This window comes from Microbacterium sp. W1-4-2, from assembly GCF_058349885.2.
Genome location: NZ_JBYRJC020000001.1, coordinates 55786 through 74063 on the forward strand (window position 1 = coordinate 55786; position 18278 = coordinate 74063).

Genomic DNA, 18278 nt, shown 5'->3' on the forward strand with positions numbered 1-18278 from the left:
TCGCGAGAGAGGACGACCGACGTGGACACCACCGAAACCCCGCTGATCCGATTCGGTCAGCAGCCGGCCACCACCTGGGCGAACGGCCTGGGCTCGACCGTCGTGCTGTGGCGTACGCCCGCAGACGGCGACCCCGAGCTGCGATTGAGCATCGCGACGGTGAGCGAGAGCGGGCCGTTCTCGCACCTGCCCGGCATCGACAGGATGCTGATGCCCCTCTCCCCGGCGGGCCTGACGCTGCGCATCGACGGCTCGCTGCACGACCTCGCCCAGTACGACGCCGTCGGCTTCGCCGGCGAGGCCGACGCTTCGAGCGTCGACGTCGTCGAGGCGGGCTTCGATCTGAACCTCATGGTCCGTCGCGGGGCCGGCCGGCCGCTGCTGTCCGCCTTGCGCGTCGAGGGCAGCGCCGTCGTGGATGCCCCCGGCCTGGTCGCCGTGATCGCCCTGGCCGGAGGCGTCAGCTGGGCGGGAGAGACGCTCGGGTTCGGCGACGCGGTGCTCGTGGGCGGCGGCGTCGGTGTGGATGCCGCGGACTCGGTCGAGCTGTCGGGCACGGGCGTGGTCGCCGTCGCGAGCGTCGTTTGAGCCGAGACTTGCGCACACGTCGTCGCACCCGGCCGCGCCGATAGGCTGAACGGCGTGCGGATCCGGCTCGACATCGCCTACGACGGCACCCATTTCCGCGGGTGGGCGCGCCAGCCCGGCCTGCGCACCGTGCAGGGCACGCTCGAGGAGGCGCTCGCCCGGATCGTCGGCGGCGACCCGCGGCTCGTGGTCGCCGGGCGTACGGATGCCGGGGTCCACGCCAGCGGGCAGGTCGCGCACCTGGACCTGGACGACGAGCAGCGCGAACGCCTGTTCACTCGCACGCGGCGGGATGCGGCATCCGACCCCGTCGACCGGCTCGCATATCGCGTGCGCGGCGTGCTCGGTGCGTACCCCGACGCGACCGTGCACCGCACGAGCGTCGCGCCCGACGGGTTCGATGCGCGGTTCTCGGCGACGTGGCGCCGCTACGAGTACCGCGTCGCCGACGAGGTCAGCGGCTACGATCCGCTCGAGCGTGCGCGCACGACCACGGTGCGCGCGCGCCTCGACGTCGAGACGATGGATGCCGCAGCCCGCTCGCTGATCGGACTGCATGACTTCGCCGCCTACTGCAAGCCCCGCGAAGAGGCCACCACGATCCGCACGCTGCTCGAGTTCGACTGGCATCGCGCCGACGACGGCATCCTCGTCGCGAACGTGCGCGCCGACGCGTTCTGCCACTCGATGGTGCGGGCGCTGGTCGGCGCGTGCGTCGCGGCGGGCGAGGGTCGTCTGACGGTTCGGGATGCCGCGACCCTGCGCGACGCCGGTGCCCGCACGAGCGCGTTCAAAGTCCTCGCCGCGCGCGGGCTGACCCTCGCCGAGGTCGGCTACCCCGCCGACGACCTGCTCGCCGCCCGCGCCGAGCAGACCCGCGCTCGCCGCATCGCCGAGTAGTCTCCAGGCCCTCCGGCTGTGGAGGAAGTGCTCGTGGGGCCGGCACTCGCTGGCGGGCGAAGCGCGATTGCGTCGTCTGTCTGGTTGTGCCGCTTCATCGCGGTGGATGCGGCATTCTGGGCCGGCGATTTGCCGGCGGGCGGGGATGCGAACGCCGTCCCGTGCTGCTGCTTCGCGGGGGTGAAGCGGCAGGACGGGACGGCGTCCTGCGGGTGGATGCCGCCGGTGCGGCCGTTCGGACCGTCGGCAGCCGCGCGGCTCAGTGCCGGATGGTCATCTTGTTCGCGAATTCGTCGATGCCCAGCGGCCCCAGCTCGCGGCCGATCCCGGAGCGCTTGATGCCGCCGAACGGCAGGTCGGCCTGCGAGCCGCCGGCCTGGTTCACGTAGACCATTCCCGCGTCGATCTGCGCTCCGACCTCGCGGGCGCGGGCGGGGTCGGAGCTGAAGACGCTCGAGCCGAGGCCGAAGTCGGTGTCGTTGGCGAGGGTGACCGCCTCGGTGACGTCGGCCGCGCGATAGAGCACGACAACGGGGCCGAAGATCTCGTCGCGGTAAGCGGCAGTGCCCGGTCGCACATCGGTGAGCACGGCTGGTCTCATCAGGCCGCTGCGCGCGTCGAGCAGCTCGCCCCCAGTGTGCAGCGTTGCACCGTCGGCAACCGCCTGAGCGACCTGCGCGGCGACCTCCTCGGCGGCGGCGCGCGACGACAGCGGCGCGAGCGTAGTAGCCGCGTCGGCGGGGTCGCCGGGCACATACTCGCGGGTGCGGCGGGTCACGGCATCCACCATCTCGTCGTACAGCTCGTCCAGCACGATCACGCGCTTGGGTGCGTTGCACGCCTGCCCGCCGTTGCTCAGCCGCGAGTCGACGATCGCGTGCGCGGTGGCCGCGACGTCGTCCGCGTCGAGCACGATCACCGGGTCCGACCCGCCGAGCTCGAGCACGACCTTCTTCAGGTGACGACCGGCCGCTTCCGCGACGGCGCGTCCGGCGCGTTCGCTGCCGGTGAGCGAGACGCCCTGCACGGCGGGGTGCGCGATGATCCGCTCGACCTGCGCGGAAGAGGCGAACACGTTCCGGTAGACGCCGTCGGGCGCGCCGGCCTCGGCGAGGACGTCGACGATCGCCAACGCCGTCTCGGGGCAGTTCGACGCGTGCTTCAGCACCATCGTGTTACCGAGCACGAGGTTGGGCGCAACGAACCGGGCGACCTGGTAGTAAGGGTAGTTCCATGGCATGATCCCGAGGATCACGCCGAGCGGGCGGCGGCGGATCGTGGCGCTGCCGCCGACGATCTCGAGCTCCTGGTCAGCGAGCAGGCGCTCGGCGTTGTCGGCGTAGTAGCGGAAGATCGAGACAACCGTCTCGATCTCGCCGCGGCCCTCGGCCGGGCGCTTTCCCATTTCGCGCATCATCGTCGCCAGCAGCTCGTCGGTGCGCCGCTCGAACACGTCGGCGACGCGCCGTGCAATCTCAGCGCGTTCCGGGATGCTTCGGGCGCGCCATGCCGGGAATGCGGCTGCAGCGGTGTCGGCCTCGCGGTCGAGCTGCTCATCGGTGACGGTGGGGTACTCGGCGATCGCGTCGCCGGTGGCGGGGTTGACCACTCGGTACATTGGTGACTCCTTCTCTCGGGTTCTCGGGTGCGTCTAGACGAGGCCGCGCTCGCGCAGGTTCGTGATGAGGTCCCAGATCCCGAACGTCCAGCGCGGCGCGGTTTGCGCGTGCGTGACGACGTTGACGAGCGCGCCGAGGTGCGGGTTTGAGATCGTGACGACGTCGCCCAGCTCGTGGGTGAAGCCGGCGCCGGGCGCATGACGGTCCTGCGTGGGGGCGAACAGGGTCCCGGTGAACAGCACGAACCCGTCCGGGTACTGGTGGTGGTCGCCCCACGTGTGCTCGATGAGGCGCTCGGGGTCGCGGCTGATGTTGCGCATCGAGCTGTACCCGTCGAGGGCGAAGCCGTCCGTCCCCTCGACGCGCAGCCGGACCTCCATGCCCCGCACCGTGTCCATCGTGAAGGTCTCGTCGAAGACCCGGATGAAGGGCCCGATCGCGCACGACGCGTTGTTGTCCTTCGCCTCGGTCAGAAGCAGCGCGCTGCGCCCTTCGAAGTCGCGGAGGTTCACGTCATTGCCGAGGGTCGCACCCCGCGCGACGCCCTCGGCGTCGACGACGAGCACGACCTCAGGCTCGGGGTTGTTCCACGTCGAGTCGCGGTGCACGCCGATCGCGGCCCCGGCGCCAACCGAGGACAGCACCGGCGCCTTCGAAAATATCTCGGGGTCGGGGCCGATGCCCACCTCAAGGTACTGCGACCACAGTCCCTCCTGCTGGAGGAGCTCCTTGACGCGCGCGGCGGCAGGCGACCCCGGCTCGATCGTCGAGATCGCTCCGCCGATCGTGTCGACGAGGACCGTACGGATGTCGGCGGCACGGGCCGGATCGCCCTTCGCGCGCTCCTCAATCACGCGCTCCAGCATCGACTCAACGAACGTCACGCCGGCCGCCTTGATCGCCTGCAGGTCGATGGGGCTGAGCAGCCGCATCCGGTCGTGGCGCGGCGAGAGCGGGTCGGCGTCGAGGGCGTCTTGCAGCGACCAGCGGCGCCGCGAGGCGTCGCTGAGCGCGGCGCGGAGGTCGGCGACCAGCGACGGGCGGGCGAACAGCACGGAGCTCGTCGGGCCGAGGTCGGTAATGTCGACGAGGACGTCACCGGCCAGCAGCACGAGCACGGGGCCGCCCTGCTCGGGGTCGTGCACGCGCCCCACGTGCAGCCCGCCGGGCTCGGCGGGCAGCAGTTCGGTCGTCGGCAGCCATCGGGTCATGGTCATCGCTCCTGTCGGTCGTCGGTGTCGGGGGTCGTGGTCTCGTCGACGATCCCGGGCTCGCCGCCCTCGTACCAGGCGAAGAACTCCCAGAACTCGCCGTTCGGCCCGTCGAAGTACACGCACCGGGCGTTCCACGGGTAGTCGCGCGGCTCGGAGTGGAACCGGACGCCCCGGGCCGAGTACTCGGCGTAGACACGGTCGATCTCGGCGGGGGAGTCGAGCTCGCACGCGAGCATGACGCCGCGCCCGGGCTCGTCCGTACGGCGTCCGGGGACGCCGGTGGTGCTCTCCAGCGCCGCGGCATCCCACAGCGCCAGGATCAGCCCGGGGCCCTGGAAGTCGACGAATCCCGGCATCACGCTGCGGCGGGTGAATCCGAGCTTGTTCGTGTAGAAGTCGACGCTGGCGTCGATGTTGTGCGCGATGAGGCACACGTCGGTGATCGTGGGGGGAGCGACGGATGCTGTCGCCCGGTCGTCACGCAATGGTCGGGTCATCGGGGGTCCAATCGTTCTCGGCGGGGAACATCCAGCGCTGCGGCATCAGCTCGGCGGAGCGCACCATGACGGTCGCGCCGCGGTCGTCGACCATCACGTCGGCCTCGGGCGCGTAGGTGCCCATCAGCTCGCGGCAGACACCGCATGGGTTCGTCACGACGACCTCGCCGGCGTCGTTGCGGCACACCGCAGCCATCGTCGTGATTGCCCCGGCACCCGACATCACGGCGTTCGCGATCGCGGACGACTCGGCGCAGATGTTGATGCGTCGCGACCCGAGGTGGAGTCCGACGTGGATGCCTCCGTCGGCGGTGCGCACGGCCGCGGCCACCTGGTGGATCTGCGGGTGGTGGTGTGCGCGCAGCGCGTCGCGGGCCGCGGCGAACACCTCGGCATCGGCGGGAGTGGGCGTGCGGGTCATCTCAGTGCTCCTCGAACTTCGGGGTCGCGATGCGCAGGCCGCCGGACTTGGAGGTCCGCGCGAGGACGATGAGCCCGACGAACGCCACGACGTACGGGAGCATCTGCGCGAACTGCGGCGGCATGACCGACTCGTCGACGAGGATCGAGGTCGCCGTGGCGAGCCCGAACAGCACGCACATGAGCGTGAGCAGCCCGGTGCGGCCGCGCGCGAAGATCACGGCGGCGAGCGCGACGAAGCCAAGGCCGCTCGTCATCCCCTCGGTGAACAGCGACAGCTGGCCGAGGCTCAGCTGCACGCCGGCGAGGGCGCACAGGCTGAAGCACCACATCTGCGCGATCACGCGCATCGCGGTCACGTTGCCGCCGGCGGTGGCCAGCGCCTCGGGGTGCTCGCCGGCCGCCTTCAGGCGCCGGGCGATGACCGTGAAGCGCGACGCGACGATCATCCCGATCACGAGCAGCCAGCTGAGATAGGTCAGGATCGTCTGCCCGGAGAGGATGGCGCCGATGATCGGGATGCCATCGATCCCGGGGATCGTGATCGTGCCAAGTGATGGCATGTGTGGGTCGCTCAGCGTGCCCTTGACGCCGTAGATGCTGCGCAGCAGGTACACCGTGGCGCCGGCGGCGAAGATGTTCAGCACGATCCCGGCGACGAACACGTTCACCCGCAGCACCGCGACGAGGATGCCGAACAGCGCACCCGCGATCGCGCCCAGCACCAGGGTCAGCACGACGGCGAGACCCGCGCTGCCGGTGGCCAGGCCGATCGCGACGCCGAGGAACGCGCCGAAGAGCATCGCGCCCTCCAGCCCGACGTTGAGGTCCTTCGTCCAGTCGGTGGGCAGGCAGCCGAGGCCTGCGAGCAGGATCGGCGTCGTGAACCGGATGCCGGAGGAGAGGAATGCGTCCAGGACGTCCATGCTCATGACTCCTTCGAGGTGCGTGCGCGGCGCAGCAGATTCGTCACGCGGGCGAACAGGCCCGCGCGCGCCGCGGCGGCGATGATGATGATGGCGATGAGGACCGACGACAGCTCGGAGGGGACGGTCGTCACCTGCTCGATGCCGCGGGCCGTCGAGCGCATGATCGCGTAGACGCCGACCCAGATGATCGTCGGGACGGGCCGGGCGCGTGCGATCAGGGCGATCATCACGGCGTCCCAGCCGATGCCGGAGCCGATCTCGGTCCAGTAGCGGCCCTGGGATGCCGTCACCAGGAGCGATCCGGCGATGGCTACGAGCGCGCCGCTGAGGACCATGGAGCGGATCTGCGAGCGTGCTGTGTCGATCCCGACGGCCGCGGCGAAGCCGGGCGCGTCGCCGGTCATCCGCCAGCGGTACCCGGTAACGCTGCGCTCGCTGAGCCACCACGTGAAAAGGCCCACCACCACGACGACGATCGCACCCCAGGTCAGTCCGGTGCGCGGGACGATCTCGGCGAACATCGCCGTGTCGTGCACGCGCGGGGTCGTTCCGCTCTGCCGCGACGGGTCGCGCAGCGGCCCGGTCACGAGGTACGTGCAGAAAAGGATCACGATGTAGTTCGACAACAGGGTCGAGACGACCTCGTCGACGCGCCATTTGGCCCGGAGCCAGCCCAGTGCCCCGGCCAGAAGCCCGCCGACGACACCGGCGGCGAGTGTGCACAGCAACAGGTGCGCGGGCGCGAACATCGGGCCGACGTACACGCCGATCAGGGCCGCGGCCATCGCGCCGGCGTAGACCTGCCCCTCGGCGCCGAGATTGAACATCCCGGACCGGAACGCGAGCGAGACCCCGAGTGCGGCGACCACGAGCGGCAGCGCCCACGCGAACGTGCGGGCGATCGCGGTGGGGGAGCCGAGGGAGTACTCGAACCCGAGCGTCATCGTCGGGATCGGCAGGTAGCCCTGTGACTGGATCAGCACGATGGCTGCGATCACCGCGACGGCGAGCACGAACACGCCGTTGATCAGGGTGCGGACGGTGTGCGCGGTGGCACGCTTCGACTGCTGCAGCAGCACGGCGGTCGTCGTGGTCACAGCTTCTCCTCACTTCCCAGGCCGACCATGTGCACGCCGAGCTGTTCGCGCGACGTCTCGGTGGTGACCTCTTCCGACACGATGCGGCCGTCGAACATGACGAGCACCCGGTCGCTCAGCCGCAGCAGCTCGTCGAGGTCCGCCGAGACCAGGAGCACGGCGCAGCCGCCGGCGGCTGCGGTGACGATCTCTCCGTAGATGGCGTCGATCGCGCCGAGGTCCACCCCGCGGGTGGGCTGGGCGAGCACCAGCAGCCGCGGGTCCTCGGCGAGCTCGCGAGCGACCACGATCTTCTGCTGGTTGCCGCCGGAGAGGTGCGCGCACGTCGTGTCGATCGACGCGGTGCGGATGCGGTGATGCGCGACCATGTCGCGCGCCCAGTCCCGTGTGGATGAGCCGAGCGCCCGGCGCCACCATCCGCGCGCGGGGACGCGGCGGATGCGGCCGGCGGCGAGGCCCTCCAGCACCGACCCGCCCATCGGCACGCCTTCGCGCTGCCGGTCCTCGGGCACGAACGAGACCCCGGCATCCCGCCGCTGCGCGATCGTCGCGGAGCGCAGCTCGCGGTCGCCGAGCAGGATGCTGCCGCTCGTCGCGGCGAGGGTGCCGACGAGGGCCTCCACGAGGGCGGTCTGTCCGTTCCCCTCGACGCCGGCGATGCCGACGATCTCTCCCGGTCGGATCGTGAACTCGACGTCCACGAGGGCGGCGTCGTGCGCGGTGGGCTCGGTGCACAGCTGTGAGACGGTCACCGCCGCCGCATCGCCGATGCGATGCGCGCGCTCGACGCGGCCCAGGTTCACATCGCTCCGGCCGGTCATCGCCGCCACGACGTCCTCGCTCGTGGTCTCCGACGCCAGGGCCGTGCGCACGGTGCGCCCCTGACGGAGCACCGTGATGCGGTCGGCGATCTCGAACACCTCACGCAGCTTGTGCGAGATGAACACGATCGCCGTGCCCTCCTCGGCGGCCAGGCGGCGGAGCAGGTCGAACAGCTCCACGGTCTCGGCCGGAGTGAGGACGGCGGTGGGCTCGTCGAGGATGATGATGCGCGCACCGCGGTACAGCACTTTCATGATCTCGAGCTTCTGCTGGGTCGCGACGCTGAGGCTGCCGACCACGGCATCCGGGGCGACCTCGACGCCGAGCTTGGCGGCGACTGGGGCGATCGCCGCAGCCGCGGCGGCGCGCGTGTAGAGCCCGCCGCGCTGCGGCTCGGACCCGAGGAGGACGTTCTCGGCCACCGTGAACGAGGGCACGAGCATGAAGTGCTGGTGCACCATCCCGATCCCGGCGCGGATGGCGTCCATCGGCCGGCGGAACTCGATCTTCTCGCCATCCAGCCGGATGCTCCCCTCGTCGGCGCGGTACATCCCGAACAGCACGCGCATGAGCGTCGTCTTGCCGGCGCCGTTCTCGCCGACCAGCGCGTGGATCTCGCCCGCATGGAGGGTGAGATCCACGCCCTCGTTCGCCACGACCTCGCCGAACCGCTTGGTGATGTCCTCCAGCGAGAGCAGCGGCGTCGCGGTCATCGTGCGATCACTCATGGACCTTGACGTCTCCCGAGATGAGGGCGGCCTTGAGCTCCTTCAGGGCGGCGAGCTGGTCGGCGCTGAGCAGCGTGTCGTCGTAGCTCATGTCCCAGCCGCCGTCGGCGAAGCCGTATTCGAGGACCTTGCCGTTGTGCAGCTTCTTCGCGGTGTACTGCGTCGTGATGTCGAGGATCACCTTGTCGACGCCCATGATGAGGCTGCCGGGGGTCTTGCCGGGGGCGAGGGGGGACTTGTCGGCGACCACGCCGATCGGCGCGATGCCCAGGCCCGACTTGGCGGCGTCGAATGCGCCCGAGCCGGAGAGGCCCGCGTACGCGAACATGCTGTAGGCGCCCCGGGTACGCGCGAGCGCCGTGGCGATCTCCGAGCCCTTGCCGGGGTCGACGAAGCTGCCGACGTACTGCGACGCGACCTTCTGCTTCGCGTCGACGTGCGCCACGCCCTGGGTGTAGCCCGACTCGCAGTTCTTCACGACGGGTGCGTTCACCCCGCCGATGAAGCCGGCGGTCGTCGCATGATGGGCGGCGTCGACGGTGGCGGCGAGGGCGCCGGCCATGAAGCAGCCCTCCTGCGTGTTGAACACGGCGGAGACGACGTCCTTGCTGCCGGCGTCGCCGTCGATGAACACGAACTGGGTGTCGGGGTTGGCGGCGGCCGCCTCGTTCATCGCGTCGATCGCCTCGAAGCCGAGCACGAAGACGATGTCGTTCGCGTCTGCGGCATCCTGCATGAGCGGTCCGAAGTTCTGCGCCTGCAGCTGCCCCTCATACGTGTGCACGGTGGCGTGGAAGTCGTTCTTCAGGGGCTTCTCGGCCTGGGCGGCCTGATCGAAGAAGTCGCCGTCGCCGAACGCGTTGTCTACGAAGATGCCCACGTTGACCGCGTGGTCGCCGCCCTGCGCAGCCGCCGTCGGATCTTGACCTGCGCATCCGGAGGTCACGAGGGCGACGCTGCCGAGGACGGCCAGCACGGCCGAGGCGATGAGGGTCTTGCGGGTCTTCGGTTTCGTGATCTCCACGATTGTTCCCTTCGTTGGGTGACAAGGCTGCGCCACGGTGCGTGGTTGAGGGTTTCGGGCCCCGGTGCCGCAATCATACTATGATACGATCATCGAGTCGGGAAGCCCCAGTTCGGCCCGTTGCGGCAGAGACTCGCGGGCCGCGCGGCAGCCCGCCGCCCGTATCGCTTTTCGCCGCACAGGCATCGTCCGAACGAAGGAGTTTCCGTGAGCGCTCGTGTCGTCGTCACCGACCACGCATTCGCCGACACGCGTCATGAGCAGCACGTCGCCCGTGCCCACGACGCGCAGTTCGCCGAGTTTGCGTGCCGCTCCGAGGGCGAGACGGTGGATGCCGTCGCCGACGTGGACGTCGCGTTCGTGAACTTCGCCCCCTTCACCAGCACGGTGCTGTCGGTCATGAAGCCGGGGAGCACGGTGATACGTTACGGCGTCGGCGTCGACAACGTGGATCTGGCGGCGGCGAAGGCCCGCGGCATCCAAGTCGCGAACGTGCCGGACTACGGCATCGAGACCGTGGCCGACCACGCCTCGGCGGGTCTGCTCGCCCTCATGCGCCGGATCGGCGCATACGACCACGCGATCCGCACGCACGGCTGGGTGAGCCCCACCGGGCTCGGGCCGGTGCGGAGCCTGCGCGACCACACCGTCGGGTTCCTCGGCTTCGGGCGGATCGCGCAGGCGGTGCACCGTCGCCTGGCGCCGTTCGGCGTGCGGTTTGTCGCGCACGACCCGTTCTGCCCGCCCCGGGTCCTCGTCGCCGCAGGCGTCGAGCACGTCGACCTGGAAGGGCTGGCCACCCGCTCGACGGCGCTGAGCGTGCACGCCCCGCTCACGCCCGAGACCGACGGGGTGATCGATGCCGGCTTCCTGGGACGGATGCCGTTGGACGCGGTCATCGTGAACACGGCGCGCGGCGGCCTGATCGACGAAGCCGCGCTCGCCGACGCGCTCGGCGCGGGGCGGCTCGGCGGTGCGCTGCTGGACGTGACCCGCCCCGAACCGCTTCCGGCGGATTCACCGCTCCGGTCGGTGGAGCGGCTCGTGTTGACGCCGCATGCGGCATTCTATGACGAGGCGTCGCTCGACAACCTGCAGCGCCTGGCCAGCGAGGAAGCCGGCCGAGCGCTGCGCGGCGACACGTTGCGCTGCCGGGTCGCGTGATCCGGTGGGCGAAGGAGGGGTCATGACTGCACCGACCTTGCAGAGCGCGGACCGTCGGCCGTTGTCCGAACAGGTGGCCGACGCTCTCCTGCAGTGGGTTCTCGATCGGGATCTCAGGCCGGGCGACAAACTGCCCACCGAGCCCGAGCTCAGCGAGATCTTCGACGTGAGCCGCACGGTCGTCCGCGAGGCGAGCCGCGCCCTGATCGCGCGCGGGGTGGTCGACATCCGTCCCCGTCGAGGGATGACAGTGGCCCAGTTCGACGAGCGGAACCTGTCGCGCCAGGTCGCACTCATCCTGCGTCTGGGTGGGGGCACCTTCGCACAGCTCATGGAGATGCGCGGGAGCATGGAGCCGGACATGACCGCGCATGCGGCGCAGCGTCGGAGCGACGACGACATCGCGCGGCTGGGCGAGCTCGTCGAGCTCATCGGCCCCGACCGCAAGCCCGCCGGGCAGGCCGACCTCCTCGCCCAGATCGACGCCGACCTCGGCTTCCACCTGGCCGTCGCGCGCGCGACGCGCAATCCCTTCTTCATCCACACCACGTCCTCGTTCAACGAGATCCTTTCGGCGACGTACGCCTCGGGCGCCGGCTACGCGCCCGAGCGCAAGAACACGTACGTCGAGCATCAGCGCATCGCCGAGGCCATCGCGCAGGGCGACGCGGACCACGCCCGAGTGCTCGCCGCAGAGCACATCAGCCGGGTCACCGCCGCGGCGGTCATCCTCACCTCTCCCGCCGAGCCCTCGCACAAAGAACCCGGAGCCGACCAGTGACCGACATCCCCTCCGTCTTCAGCCTCGCCGGGCGTCATGTCGTCGTGACCGGCGGCAGCAGGGGCCTCGGCCTCGCCATCTCCGAGGCGGCGGCCCGCGCCGGCGCGACCGTGACGATCATCGCCCGCAACGCCGACCAGGCGTCGGCCGCCGCGGCGGCGATTGGCGAGACCGGCGGGACGGCCCGAGCGCATGGGGCGGATGTCTCGGACCTGGGGGCGATCGAGGCGCTCGTCGACAAGCTGAGCGCCGCAGCCCCCATCGACGGCGTCGTGCACGCCGCCGGGGTGCAGCTGCGCAAGCCCGCCGTCGACGTGACCGTCGACGAGTTCCTCTCCGTCCAGGCGGTGAACCTGCACGCCCCGTATTTCCTCAGCACCGCGATCGCGCGTCGCCAGATCGGCGAGCAGCGCACCGGCTCGCACGTGTTCATCGGGTCGCTCAACTCGAGCATCGGGCTGCCGGGCATCTCGCCGTACGTGGTCTCGAAGACGGGGCTGGTGGGCATGGCCCGCGCCTTCTCCACCGAATGGTCGGCCCACGGCATTCGGGCCAACGTCGTGGGGCCGGGCTACTTTGCGACCGAGATGACCGAGGCGCTGCTGGCGAACCCGGCCGACAACGCGCGCATCATGGGGCGCATCCCGATGCGCAGGCTCGGCGATGCGAGCGACGTCGGCAACGCGTGCGTGTACCTGCTGGCCGATTCGTCCCGCTACGTGAGCGGGACGTTGATGAATGTGGATGGAGGATGGCTCGCATCATGAGCGACACGATCACCGAGGCCGTCACCGGCGATTCGATCATCGCGGGGGTGTCCGTGCACGGGACCGCCGGACGGCACCGCCCCGTCGACCCGCGCACCGGCACCACGCTGGAGCCCGAGTTCGGGCTCGTCGGGCCCGACGACGTCGACCGCGCGGCGCGGGCCGCGGCATCCTGCTTCGACGAATACCGGGCGATCGACCTCGAACAGCGGGCGGCGTTCCTCGACGCGACCGCCGACGAGCTCGACGGCGCGCGGGAGCAGCTCGTCGCACGGGCGAGCGCCGAGACCGGCCTGACCCACGGCCGCCTCGACGGCGAAGTGTCGCGCACCAGCGGGCAGCTGCGTCTGTTCGCCCGCGAGGTGCGGCTCGGCGCTTTCCAGGAGCTGCGCCACGACACCGCGCAGCCCAGACGGGCGCCCGCCCCGCGGCCCGATCTGCGGCTGCGGCGCATCCCGCTCGGACCGGTCGCCGTTTTCGGCGCGAGCAACTTCCCGCTGGCGTTCTCGACCGCCGGCGGCGACACCGCGTCGGCGCTCGCCGCCGGATGCCCGGTGATCGTAAAGGGGCACTCGGCGCACGCCGGGACCGCCGAGCTCGCCGGCCGGGCGATCGTGCGGGCCGCCGAGCGCACCGGCATGCCCGCGGGCGTGTTCTCGCTGCTCTTCGGCTCCGGTCGGGATGTCGGCCAGCAGCTTGCTGCGCATCCGGCGATCGCCGCGATCGCGTTCACCGGGTCGCAGGCCGCCGGCACGGCGCTCATGGCGACGGCGGCGGCTCGCCCGGTGCCCGTCCCGGTGTACGCCGAGATGTCGAGCATCAATCCGGTGATCGTCACCGCCGCCGCGATCGAGCGGGACGCCGCGGGCGAGGCGACCGGATTCGCGACGTCGCTGACCCTCGGCTCCGGCCAGTTCTGCACCAACCCAGGGCTCGTGTTCGTTCCGGCGGGGGAGGCGGGGGAGCGTTTCGCGCGCGAGACGGCCGCCGCGATCGAGCAGATCGCCGGGCAGACGATGCTCACCGAAGGGATCTGCGCCGCCTACCGTTCGGGCGTGGAGCGTCTGCTCGCCGCAGGGGCCCAGGTCATCGCCGAGGGAGCCGCGGGCACGGAAGCGAACGCGCCGGCGCCGGTCTTGCTTCGTGTAGACGCGGCCGCCTTCGCGGCGAGCCACGAGATGCACGAGGAGGTCTTCGGTGCCGCCGCCCTGATCGTCTCGTACGCGAGCGAGGACGAACTGACCCGCGCGCTGTCCGCGCTCGGCGGTCAGCTGACGGCGACCCTGCGCATGACCGACGGGTACGTCGATCTGCGGTTCGCGAGCGGCCTGCTGCCGCTGCTCGAGCGACTGGCCGGCCGGATCATCGTCAACCAGTGGCCGACGGGCGTCGAGGTCACCGACGCGATGGTGCACGGGGGGCCCTTCCCGGCCACGTCCGACGGGCGTGCCACGTCGGTCGGCACCCTGGCCATAGACCGCTTCCTGCGTCCGGTCTCGTACCAGAACTTCCCCGAAGGGCTCCTGCCGCAGGCGTTCCGCGACGCGGCGCTCCCCCGGCGGGTGGACGGGGTGCCGCCCGTCTCCTGACCGGTCGACGCCGTCGGCAGGCTCGATCGCCGTCCCGTTATGCCGCTTCGCGGCGGCTGATGGGGCACTTCTGGACATCGGGTCCCCGGCCGCGCGATCACGGTCTCCGCTGCCCGGCGGCGGACGATGCGGCATGCGGGGCTGGCGACTCGCCGCTGGGCGCCGGCCGCTCGCGACCTCCGTCCAGAACGAGCAGCGGATCGTGGCCCTGCGCCTCTTCCACGATCGCGCGGGACACGTAGCTGCTGACGAACGGGCCCGCGGGGACGGTATCGCAGCCTGAGTCGGTACGGCATCGGGCCCGGTCTGAATGTTCATCGTCGTTCACGAACCGGCGTGGCTGGCAGTCAGACGCTGCACAGCAGCCTGGCCGTGCTCGTGAGCTACGCCGCCCGTCGTGGAGAGTATGACCTGGCAGCGCGGTTGGCGGCCGAGGCGTCGGGGATCGAATCGGATTTCAGCGTGCTGGTGAAGGGATTCCTGCGGGAGCATGACATGTCCGACCTGCCCGCCTCGACGTTCTATCCGGAGCTCGTGCAAGCGAGGGTCGCTGCATTGGACAGAGTGCCGTCCTGGCGGCAGCTGCTGATTGCGGACCGTGTTGTGGATCACGTGAGTGACGATCTCGTGAGCATCGCCGCGAGAATCAGCCGAACCGACGAGCGCGTCGAGCTCGCCGTTGCTCGAGAGGCCGGCATCGCGACGTCGGCCGTCGTGGGTGATGCCCTGCTGGTGTTCCGAGACGTCATGCCGACGTCAGCGATGGTCATCGAACTGCTCGAGGGGATATCCGCCCGCAGCGGGACAAGGTCGTCAACGCTGAGCTGCTCGAACACCTGACGCCCGAAGGCTACGGCGCGTTCGTGCGTGCGGCGTTCCCGCCGGCCGACTCTGCTGAGCGGGAGTCAGCGCTGGAATCAGCGCGCACGGGCACCGTGGGCAGGAGGTCGATGCGGATCGCAGGGTGACAGCGCCGATGTCCTGGCGCGCCGCAACCCGCGACGATCGCTTTGATCTAGGCGTTCTGGTCTTCAGAGCGGCCTCATTATGACGGCGGCTTGGGAAGGCCGCGTCATGAGTCTTCGTAGAGCGGCTAGCCACGTCAGCGCGAGATCAGCCGACGGGCTGGGCGTCGAGGGCGGCCTGGCGCGCCGCGAGTGCGGCTTCGGTGCGGGATGCCACGCCCAGCTTGCGCAGGATCGCCGAGACGTGCACGCTCACGGTCTTGATGCTGATCACGAGCCGCTCGGCGATCTGGCGGTTGCTCAGGCCCTCGGCGAGCAGCTCGAGCACCTGCGCCTCGCGCGCGGTGAACCCGGCGGCGGCGATCTGGCGTGCGCCCGCGGCTCCGGCCCCGCGGCCATCGGCCGCGCCGACGCCTGACCCGGGCCCGAGGCCGGCACGCGCGCCGAACGTCGAGACCCAGCTCTGCAGCTGCTGGTGGTCGAGGTCGCGAGCAAGGTCCGTCGCCTCGGCGAGCACGGTCGCGGCCCCACTGCGGTCGCGCTCGGCGGCCAGGAACCGGGCCAGCTCGAGTCGCGTGACGACGCGGAACGTGGTGGGCGCGTCCCCGGCGTCGGCGGCCGCGACGGCATCGCGCAGCTCGGCACTGCCGGGGTGCAGCAGGGCGCGCAGGATCGTCGTCCATGCCGGGCTGCGCCAGGCGTCGGGCATGGCGTCCCAGGCGTGCTCGATCCGCCCGACGATGCCGTTCGGATCGGTGCGTGAGCCGAGCGCGCGCAACCCGGCGACGTCGGCCGACGCCTGCAGCAGGATGCGCGCCGCATGCAGGGTCACCGGCCCGGTGTCGTCGAGCATGCGCTGCACCGCGTCGAGAGCGGCTGCGGGGTCGTCGGCGGCCTCGGCGACCGAGACCTCCATGTCGATCAGCCCGTACCAGACCTGGCGCTCGGACTTGGCGGCGACTTCGATGACCGGCCGCTGCTCGCGCAGCAGTGCCTCGGCGTCGCGGTGCCGGCCGTGCCAGGCCATCGCACGCACGCGCGAGGCCGTCAGGTACGCCCGCACGACGGGGAACGTGCGGTGGTCGAAGCCGCGGGCGAGCACGGCGTCGGCGCGGGCGATGTCGCCCAGCTCCATCAGCGGCTCGACCATGTTCTGCATGAGCATCGACCCCGAGGTGCGCTCAACGCCCGACGCGCGGGCGCGCTCAAGCCCCTCTTCGGCCAGGGCGAGCGCGTCGCTGTACCACCCGAGCAGCGTCAGCGTGTCGGAGTAGTTGACGAAGTATCGCAGCGCCGCCGACGGGTCGCTCGCGTGCCGCCTGGCGGTCGCGAAGTCTTCGAGCCCGGCCTGAACCTCGCCCTTGTGCACGCGGCTGGCCCCGCGCATGTTGCGGGCGACCGACATCTGCGCCTGGTCGTCGGCGCGCAGCGCATGGTCCCACGCCTCATCGGCCGCGGCGATCGCGTCGTCGATGAAGCCGGCCACCATCCGCCGGCCGGCGAGGTGGTTGAGCACCACCGCGCGCAGATGGTCGTCGTGGATGTCGTTCTCGTCGAGCACGTGCAGTGCCTCGACCAGCAGCTCGGCCGCGCCCGGGCGGCCGAGGTTCACGAGATACTGCGCCTTATCGCGCAGCAGCTTGGCGTGCAGTGGCGGATCGTCGGCGGCCGACTCGTCTTCCAGTGCCGCGCCGACCATCGCCAATGCGCGGTCGCTGCGCCCGGCGTTGCGCAGAATCGACGCCACGCGCAATGTGAGGCTGAGCCGGTCGGCGCCGGCGGCCGCGTCGGGGTCGGGCACCTGGTCCCACAGCTCGAGCGCGATCTCGCCGAACCGGGCCGCCGTGCCGAACGCGTACCGCGCCTTGGCCGCCTGCATCGCGGCGACGGCCGAGACGAGCGCCCGGCGCTGGTCGTGCGCACCGCGCCAATGGTGGGCGAGTTCGGCGTGCACCTGCACGCGCGGGTCGGAGTCGAGCACGGTCTGCAGGTGCTCGGCGTACGCGCGGTGCAGGCGTACCCGCTCGCCGGGCAGCAGCTCGTCGCGCACGGCGTCGCGCAGCAGTGCGTGGCGGAACGCGTGCCCCTCGCCGTCGACCCGCAGCACGCCGGCGTCGATCGCCTCGCGCAGCGCGGCATCCAATCTCGCCACGTCGTACCCCGACACGATCGACAGCACCTCGTGGCCGGGCGGCTCACCGGCGATCGACGCGACGCGTGCGACGTGGGCAGCGTCGTCGCTGAGCATGCCGTACCCGCCCAGCAGCGTGTCGCGCAGCGTCTCGGGCAGCGGGCCCGACGTGAGGCACTGCCGCGACAGCTCTTCGGCGAACAGCGGCACCCCGTCGGCCCGCGTCGTCAGCTGCTCGAGCGCGTCATCGTCGCGATCGTCGCCCATCAGCGCGATCGACAGCTGCCGCGCCGCGTCGGGCTCGAGTCGCTCGAGCACGATCTGCTCGAGCATGCCGGCGCGCGCCGCCTCGCGCACGAACAGGCGCACCGGGTCGCGCAGCCGCACCTGCTCGGTGCGCCAGGTGAACACGACCAGCAGACGCCCGTGCGTCGCCACGGTCAGCAGGAACGACAGCAGGTGCAGCGTGCCCTCGTCGGCCCACTGGATGTCTTCGACGATCAGCACGATGGGGCGTTCGCCCGCGAGTGTCTCGACGAGCGTGACGAACGCCTCGCGCATGCGCTCGGGGGTCTGCGAATCGGCGGTCACGTCGGTCCCGGGCTCGGCCTGGTCGGCCAGCTCGGGCAGCAGCCGCAGCAGCGCCGCGCGTCCGGGCCCCGCGGCGCGCCAGACGTCGGCGCCGCCGCGCGCGGTGGTCAGCCCGCGCAGCAGCCCGAGGATCGCCCCGTAGGGCGTCGCGGACGTGCCGAGGTCGACGTTGCGACCGGTGACGATGTCTGCGGCATCCCCCTCCAGGCTCGCGAACTCGCGCAGCAGGCGCGACTTGCCGATGCCCGCCTCGCCCGAGACGACGACCGCCGTGGGCGAGCCGGTCAGCGCGCGGTCGAACAGCGCCCGCAGGCGCGCGAGCTCGGCGTCGCGACCGACCATCGCGGCGGAGGTGGCGAAGCTCGCAGAAAAGGGCATGCCTTCATGGTGCCAGCCACCTCCGACGCTGTGGGCCGCAGCATCCGTGAGGGGGTTCGGGATGCCGCGGCCCG

General features: G+C 71.2%; 16 protein-coding genes. 7 read left to right on the forward strand and 9 right to left on the reverse strand.

What is annotated here, in order from left to right; all coding sequences use genetic code 11:
• The first annotated feature begins 21 nt into the window (after nucleotides 1–21).
• Together AC3RX0_RS00315 and truA are read left to right on the forward strand one after the other, a co-directional pair.
• The gene (locus AC3RX0_RS00315) at nucleotides 22–588 is read left to right on the forward strand and encodes a HutD/Ves family protein (protein ID WP_491503950.1); all 567 of its coding nucleotides are present in this window, start codon (nucleotides 22–24) and stop codon (nucleotides 586–588) included.
• A gap of 54 nt (nucleotides 589–642) precedes the next feature.
• Nucleotides 643–1488, forward strand: coding sequence for a tRNA pseudouridine(38-40) synthase TruA (gene truA / locus AC3RX0_RS00320; RefSeq protein WP_491503951.1), 846 nt, complete (start codon nucleotides 643–645; stop codon nucleotides 1486–1488).
• Nucleotides 1489–1747: 259 nt separating this feature from the next.
• Here truA and AC3RX0_RS00325 read toward each other — a convergent pair whose 3' ends face one another.
• Genes AC3RX0_RS00325 through AC3RX0_RS00360 form a run of 8 tightly spaced genes read right to left on the reverse strand, consistent with a single transcriptional unit; the run spans nucleotide 1748 to nucleotide 9838 of the window.
• Complete coding sequence (locus AC3RX0_RS00325) at nucleotides 1748–3106, reverse strand: NAD-dependent succinate-semialdehyde dehydrogenase (protein WP_491503952.1); 1359 nt, start codon at nucleotides 3104–3106, stop codon at nucleotides 1748–1750.
• Between the two features lie 33 nt (nucleotides 3107–3139).
• Entirely contained in the window at nucleotides 3140–4324 is a 1185-nt protein-coding gene (locus AC3RX0_RS00330) for a fumarylacetoacetate hydrolase family protein (RefSeq protein ID WP_498165812.1), read from the reverse strand.
• Nucleotides 4321–4818 carry a VOC family protein gene (locus tag AC3RX0_RS00335; RefSeq protein ID WP_491503954.1) on the reverse strand — a complete coding sequence of 166 codons (498 nt, stop codon included), beginning with the start codon at nucleotides 4816–4818 and terminating at the stop codon, nucleotides 4321–4323. The genes AC3RX0_RS00330 and AC3RX0_RS00335 overlap by 4 nt, the downstream gene beginning before the upstream one ends.
• A complete protein-coding gene (locus AC3RX0_RS00340) occupies nucleotides 4799–5239 on the reverse strand; it encodes a cytidine/deoxycytidylate deaminase family protein (RefSeq protein ID WP_491503955.1) in 441 nt (146 codons plus the stop codon). Before AC3RX0_RS00340 ends, AC3RX0_RS00335 begins: the two co-directional genes overlap by 20 nt.
• Nucleotide 5240: 1 nt before the next feature.
• On the reverse strand, nucleotides 5241–6170 hold the full coding sequence (locus tag AC3RX0_RS00345) for an ABC transporter permease (RefSeq protein ID WP_491503956.1): 930 nt from the start codon (nucleotides 6168–6170) through the stop codon (nucleotides 5241–5243).
• Complete coding sequence (locus tag AC3RX0_RS00350; protein WP_491503957.1) at nucleotides 6167–7264, reverse strand: ABC transporter permease; 1098 nt, start codon at nucleotides 7262–7264, stop codon at nucleotides 6167–6169. The genes AC3RX0_RS00345 and AC3RX0_RS00350 overlap by 4 nt, the downstream gene beginning before the upstream one ends.
• On the reverse strand, nucleotides 7261–8814 hold the full coding sequence (locus AC3RX0_RS00355; protein ID WP_491503958.1) for an ABC transporter ATP-binding protein: 1554 nt from the start codon (nucleotides 8812–8814) through the stop codon (nucleotides 7261–7263). The genes AC3RX0_RS00350 and AC3RX0_RS00355 overlap by 4 nt, the downstream gene beginning before the upstream one ends.
• Nucleotides 8807–9838 carry a BMP family lipoprotein gene (locus AC3RX0_RS00360; RefSeq protein ID WP_491503959.1) on the reverse strand — a complete coding sequence of 344 codons (1032 nt, stop codon included), beginning with the start codon at nucleotides 9836–9838 and terminating at the stop codon, nucleotides 8807–8809. The genes AC3RX0_RS00355 and AC3RX0_RS00360 overlap by 8 nt, the downstream gene beginning before the upstream one ends.
• A 207-nt stretch (nucleotides 9839–10045) precedes the next feature.
• Between AC3RX0_RS00360 and AC3RX0_RS00365 the strand changes: the two genes are divergently transcribed.
• From AC3RX0_RS00365 to AC3RX0_RS00385, 5 genes are all read left to right on the forward strand, one after another.
• Nucleotides 10046–11002: a C-terminal binding protein gene (locus AC3RX0_RS00365; RefSeq protein WP_491503960.1), complete on the forward strand. Its 957-nt coding sequence runs from the start codon at nucleotides 10046–10048 to the stop codon at nucleotides 11000–11002.
• Nucleotides 11003–11024: 22 nt separating this feature from the next.
• Entirely contained in the window at nucleotides 11025–11783 is a 759-nt protein-coding gene (locus AC3RX0_RS00370; RefSeq protein WP_491503961.1) for a FadR/GntR family transcriptional regulator, read from the forward strand.
• The gene (locus AC3RX0_RS00375) at nucleotides 11780–12550 is read left to right on the forward strand and encodes an SDR family NAD(P)-dependent oxidoreductase (protein WP_491503962.1); all 771 of its coding nucleotides are present in this window, start codon (nucleotides 11780–11782) and stop codon (nucleotides 12548–12550) included. The genes AC3RX0_RS00370 and AC3RX0_RS00375 overlap by 4 nt, the downstream gene beginning before the upstream one ends.
• Complete coding sequence (locus AC3RX0_RS00380; protein ID WP_491503963.1) at nucleotides 12547–14139, forward strand: aldehyde dehydrogenase (NADP(+)); 1593 nt, start codon at nucleotides 12547–12549, stop codon at nucleotides 14137–14139. Before AC3RX0_RS00375 ends, AC3RX0_RS00380 begins: the two co-directional genes overlap by 4 nt.
• Before the next feature lie 336 nt (nucleotides 14140–14475).
• Nucleotides 14476–14979, forward strand: a complete 504-nt coding sequence (locus AC3RX0_RS00385) for a hypothetical protein (protein WP_491503964.1) — start codon at nucleotides 14476–14478, stop codon at nucleotides 14977–14979.
• A 273-nt stretch (nucleotides 14980–15252) separates the two neighbouring features.
• Here the strand turns inward: AC3RX0_RS00385 and AC3RX0_RS00390 are convergent, their stop codons facing one another.
• Nucleotides 15253–18204 carry an ATP-binding protein gene (locus AC3RX0_RS00390; protein ID WP_491503965.1) on the reverse strand — a complete coding sequence of 984 codons (2952 nt, stop codon included), beginning with the start codon at nucleotides 18202–18204 and terminating at the stop codon, nucleotides 15253–15255.
• Nucleotides 18205–18278 lie beyond the last annotated feature (74 nt).

What these genes read in the sequence shown, in the direction of transcription:
- AC3RX0_RS00330 (WP_498165812.1), bottom strand. Translation starts at nt 4,324, where the DNA reads ATGACCATGACCCGATGGCTGCCGACGACCGAACTGCTGCCCGCCGAG.
- AC3RX0_RS00380 (WP_491503963.1), top strand. Translation starts at nt 12,547, where the DNA reads ATGAGCGACACGATCACCGAGGCCGTCACCGGCGATTCGATCATCGCG.
- AC3RX0_RS00355 (WP_491503958.1), bottom strand. Translation starts at nt 8,814, where the DNA reads ATGAGTGATCGCACGATGACCGCGACGCCGCTGCTCTCGCTGGAGGAC.
- AC3RX0_RS00340 (WP_491503955.1), bottom strand. Translation starts at nt 5,239, where the DNA reads ATGACCCGCACGCCCACTCCCGCCGATGCCGAGGTGTTCGCCGCGGCC.
- AC3RX0_RS00325 (WP_491503952.1), bottom strand. Translation starts at nt 3,106, where the DNA reads ATGTACCGAGTGGTCAACCCCGCCACCGGCGACGCGATCGCCGAGTAC.
- AC3RX0_RS00390 (WP_491503965.1), bottom strand. Translation starts at nt 18,204, where the DNA reads ATGCCCTTTTCTGCGAGCTTCGCCACCTCCGCCGCGATGGTCGGTCGC.
- AC3RX0_RS00335 (WP_491503954.1), bottom strand. Translation starts at nt 4,818, where the DNA reads ATGACCCGACCATTGCGTGACGACCGGGCGACAGCATCCGTCGCTCCC.
- AC3RX0_RS00370 (WP_491503961.1), top strand. Translation starts at nt 11,025, where the DNA reads ATGACTGCACCGACCTTGCAGAGCGCGGACCGTCGGCCGTTGTCCGAA.
- AC3RX0_RS00345 (WP_491503956.1), bottom strand. Translation starts at nt 6,170, where the DNA reads ATGAGCATGGACGTCCTGGACGCATTCCTCTCCTCCGGCATCCGGTTC.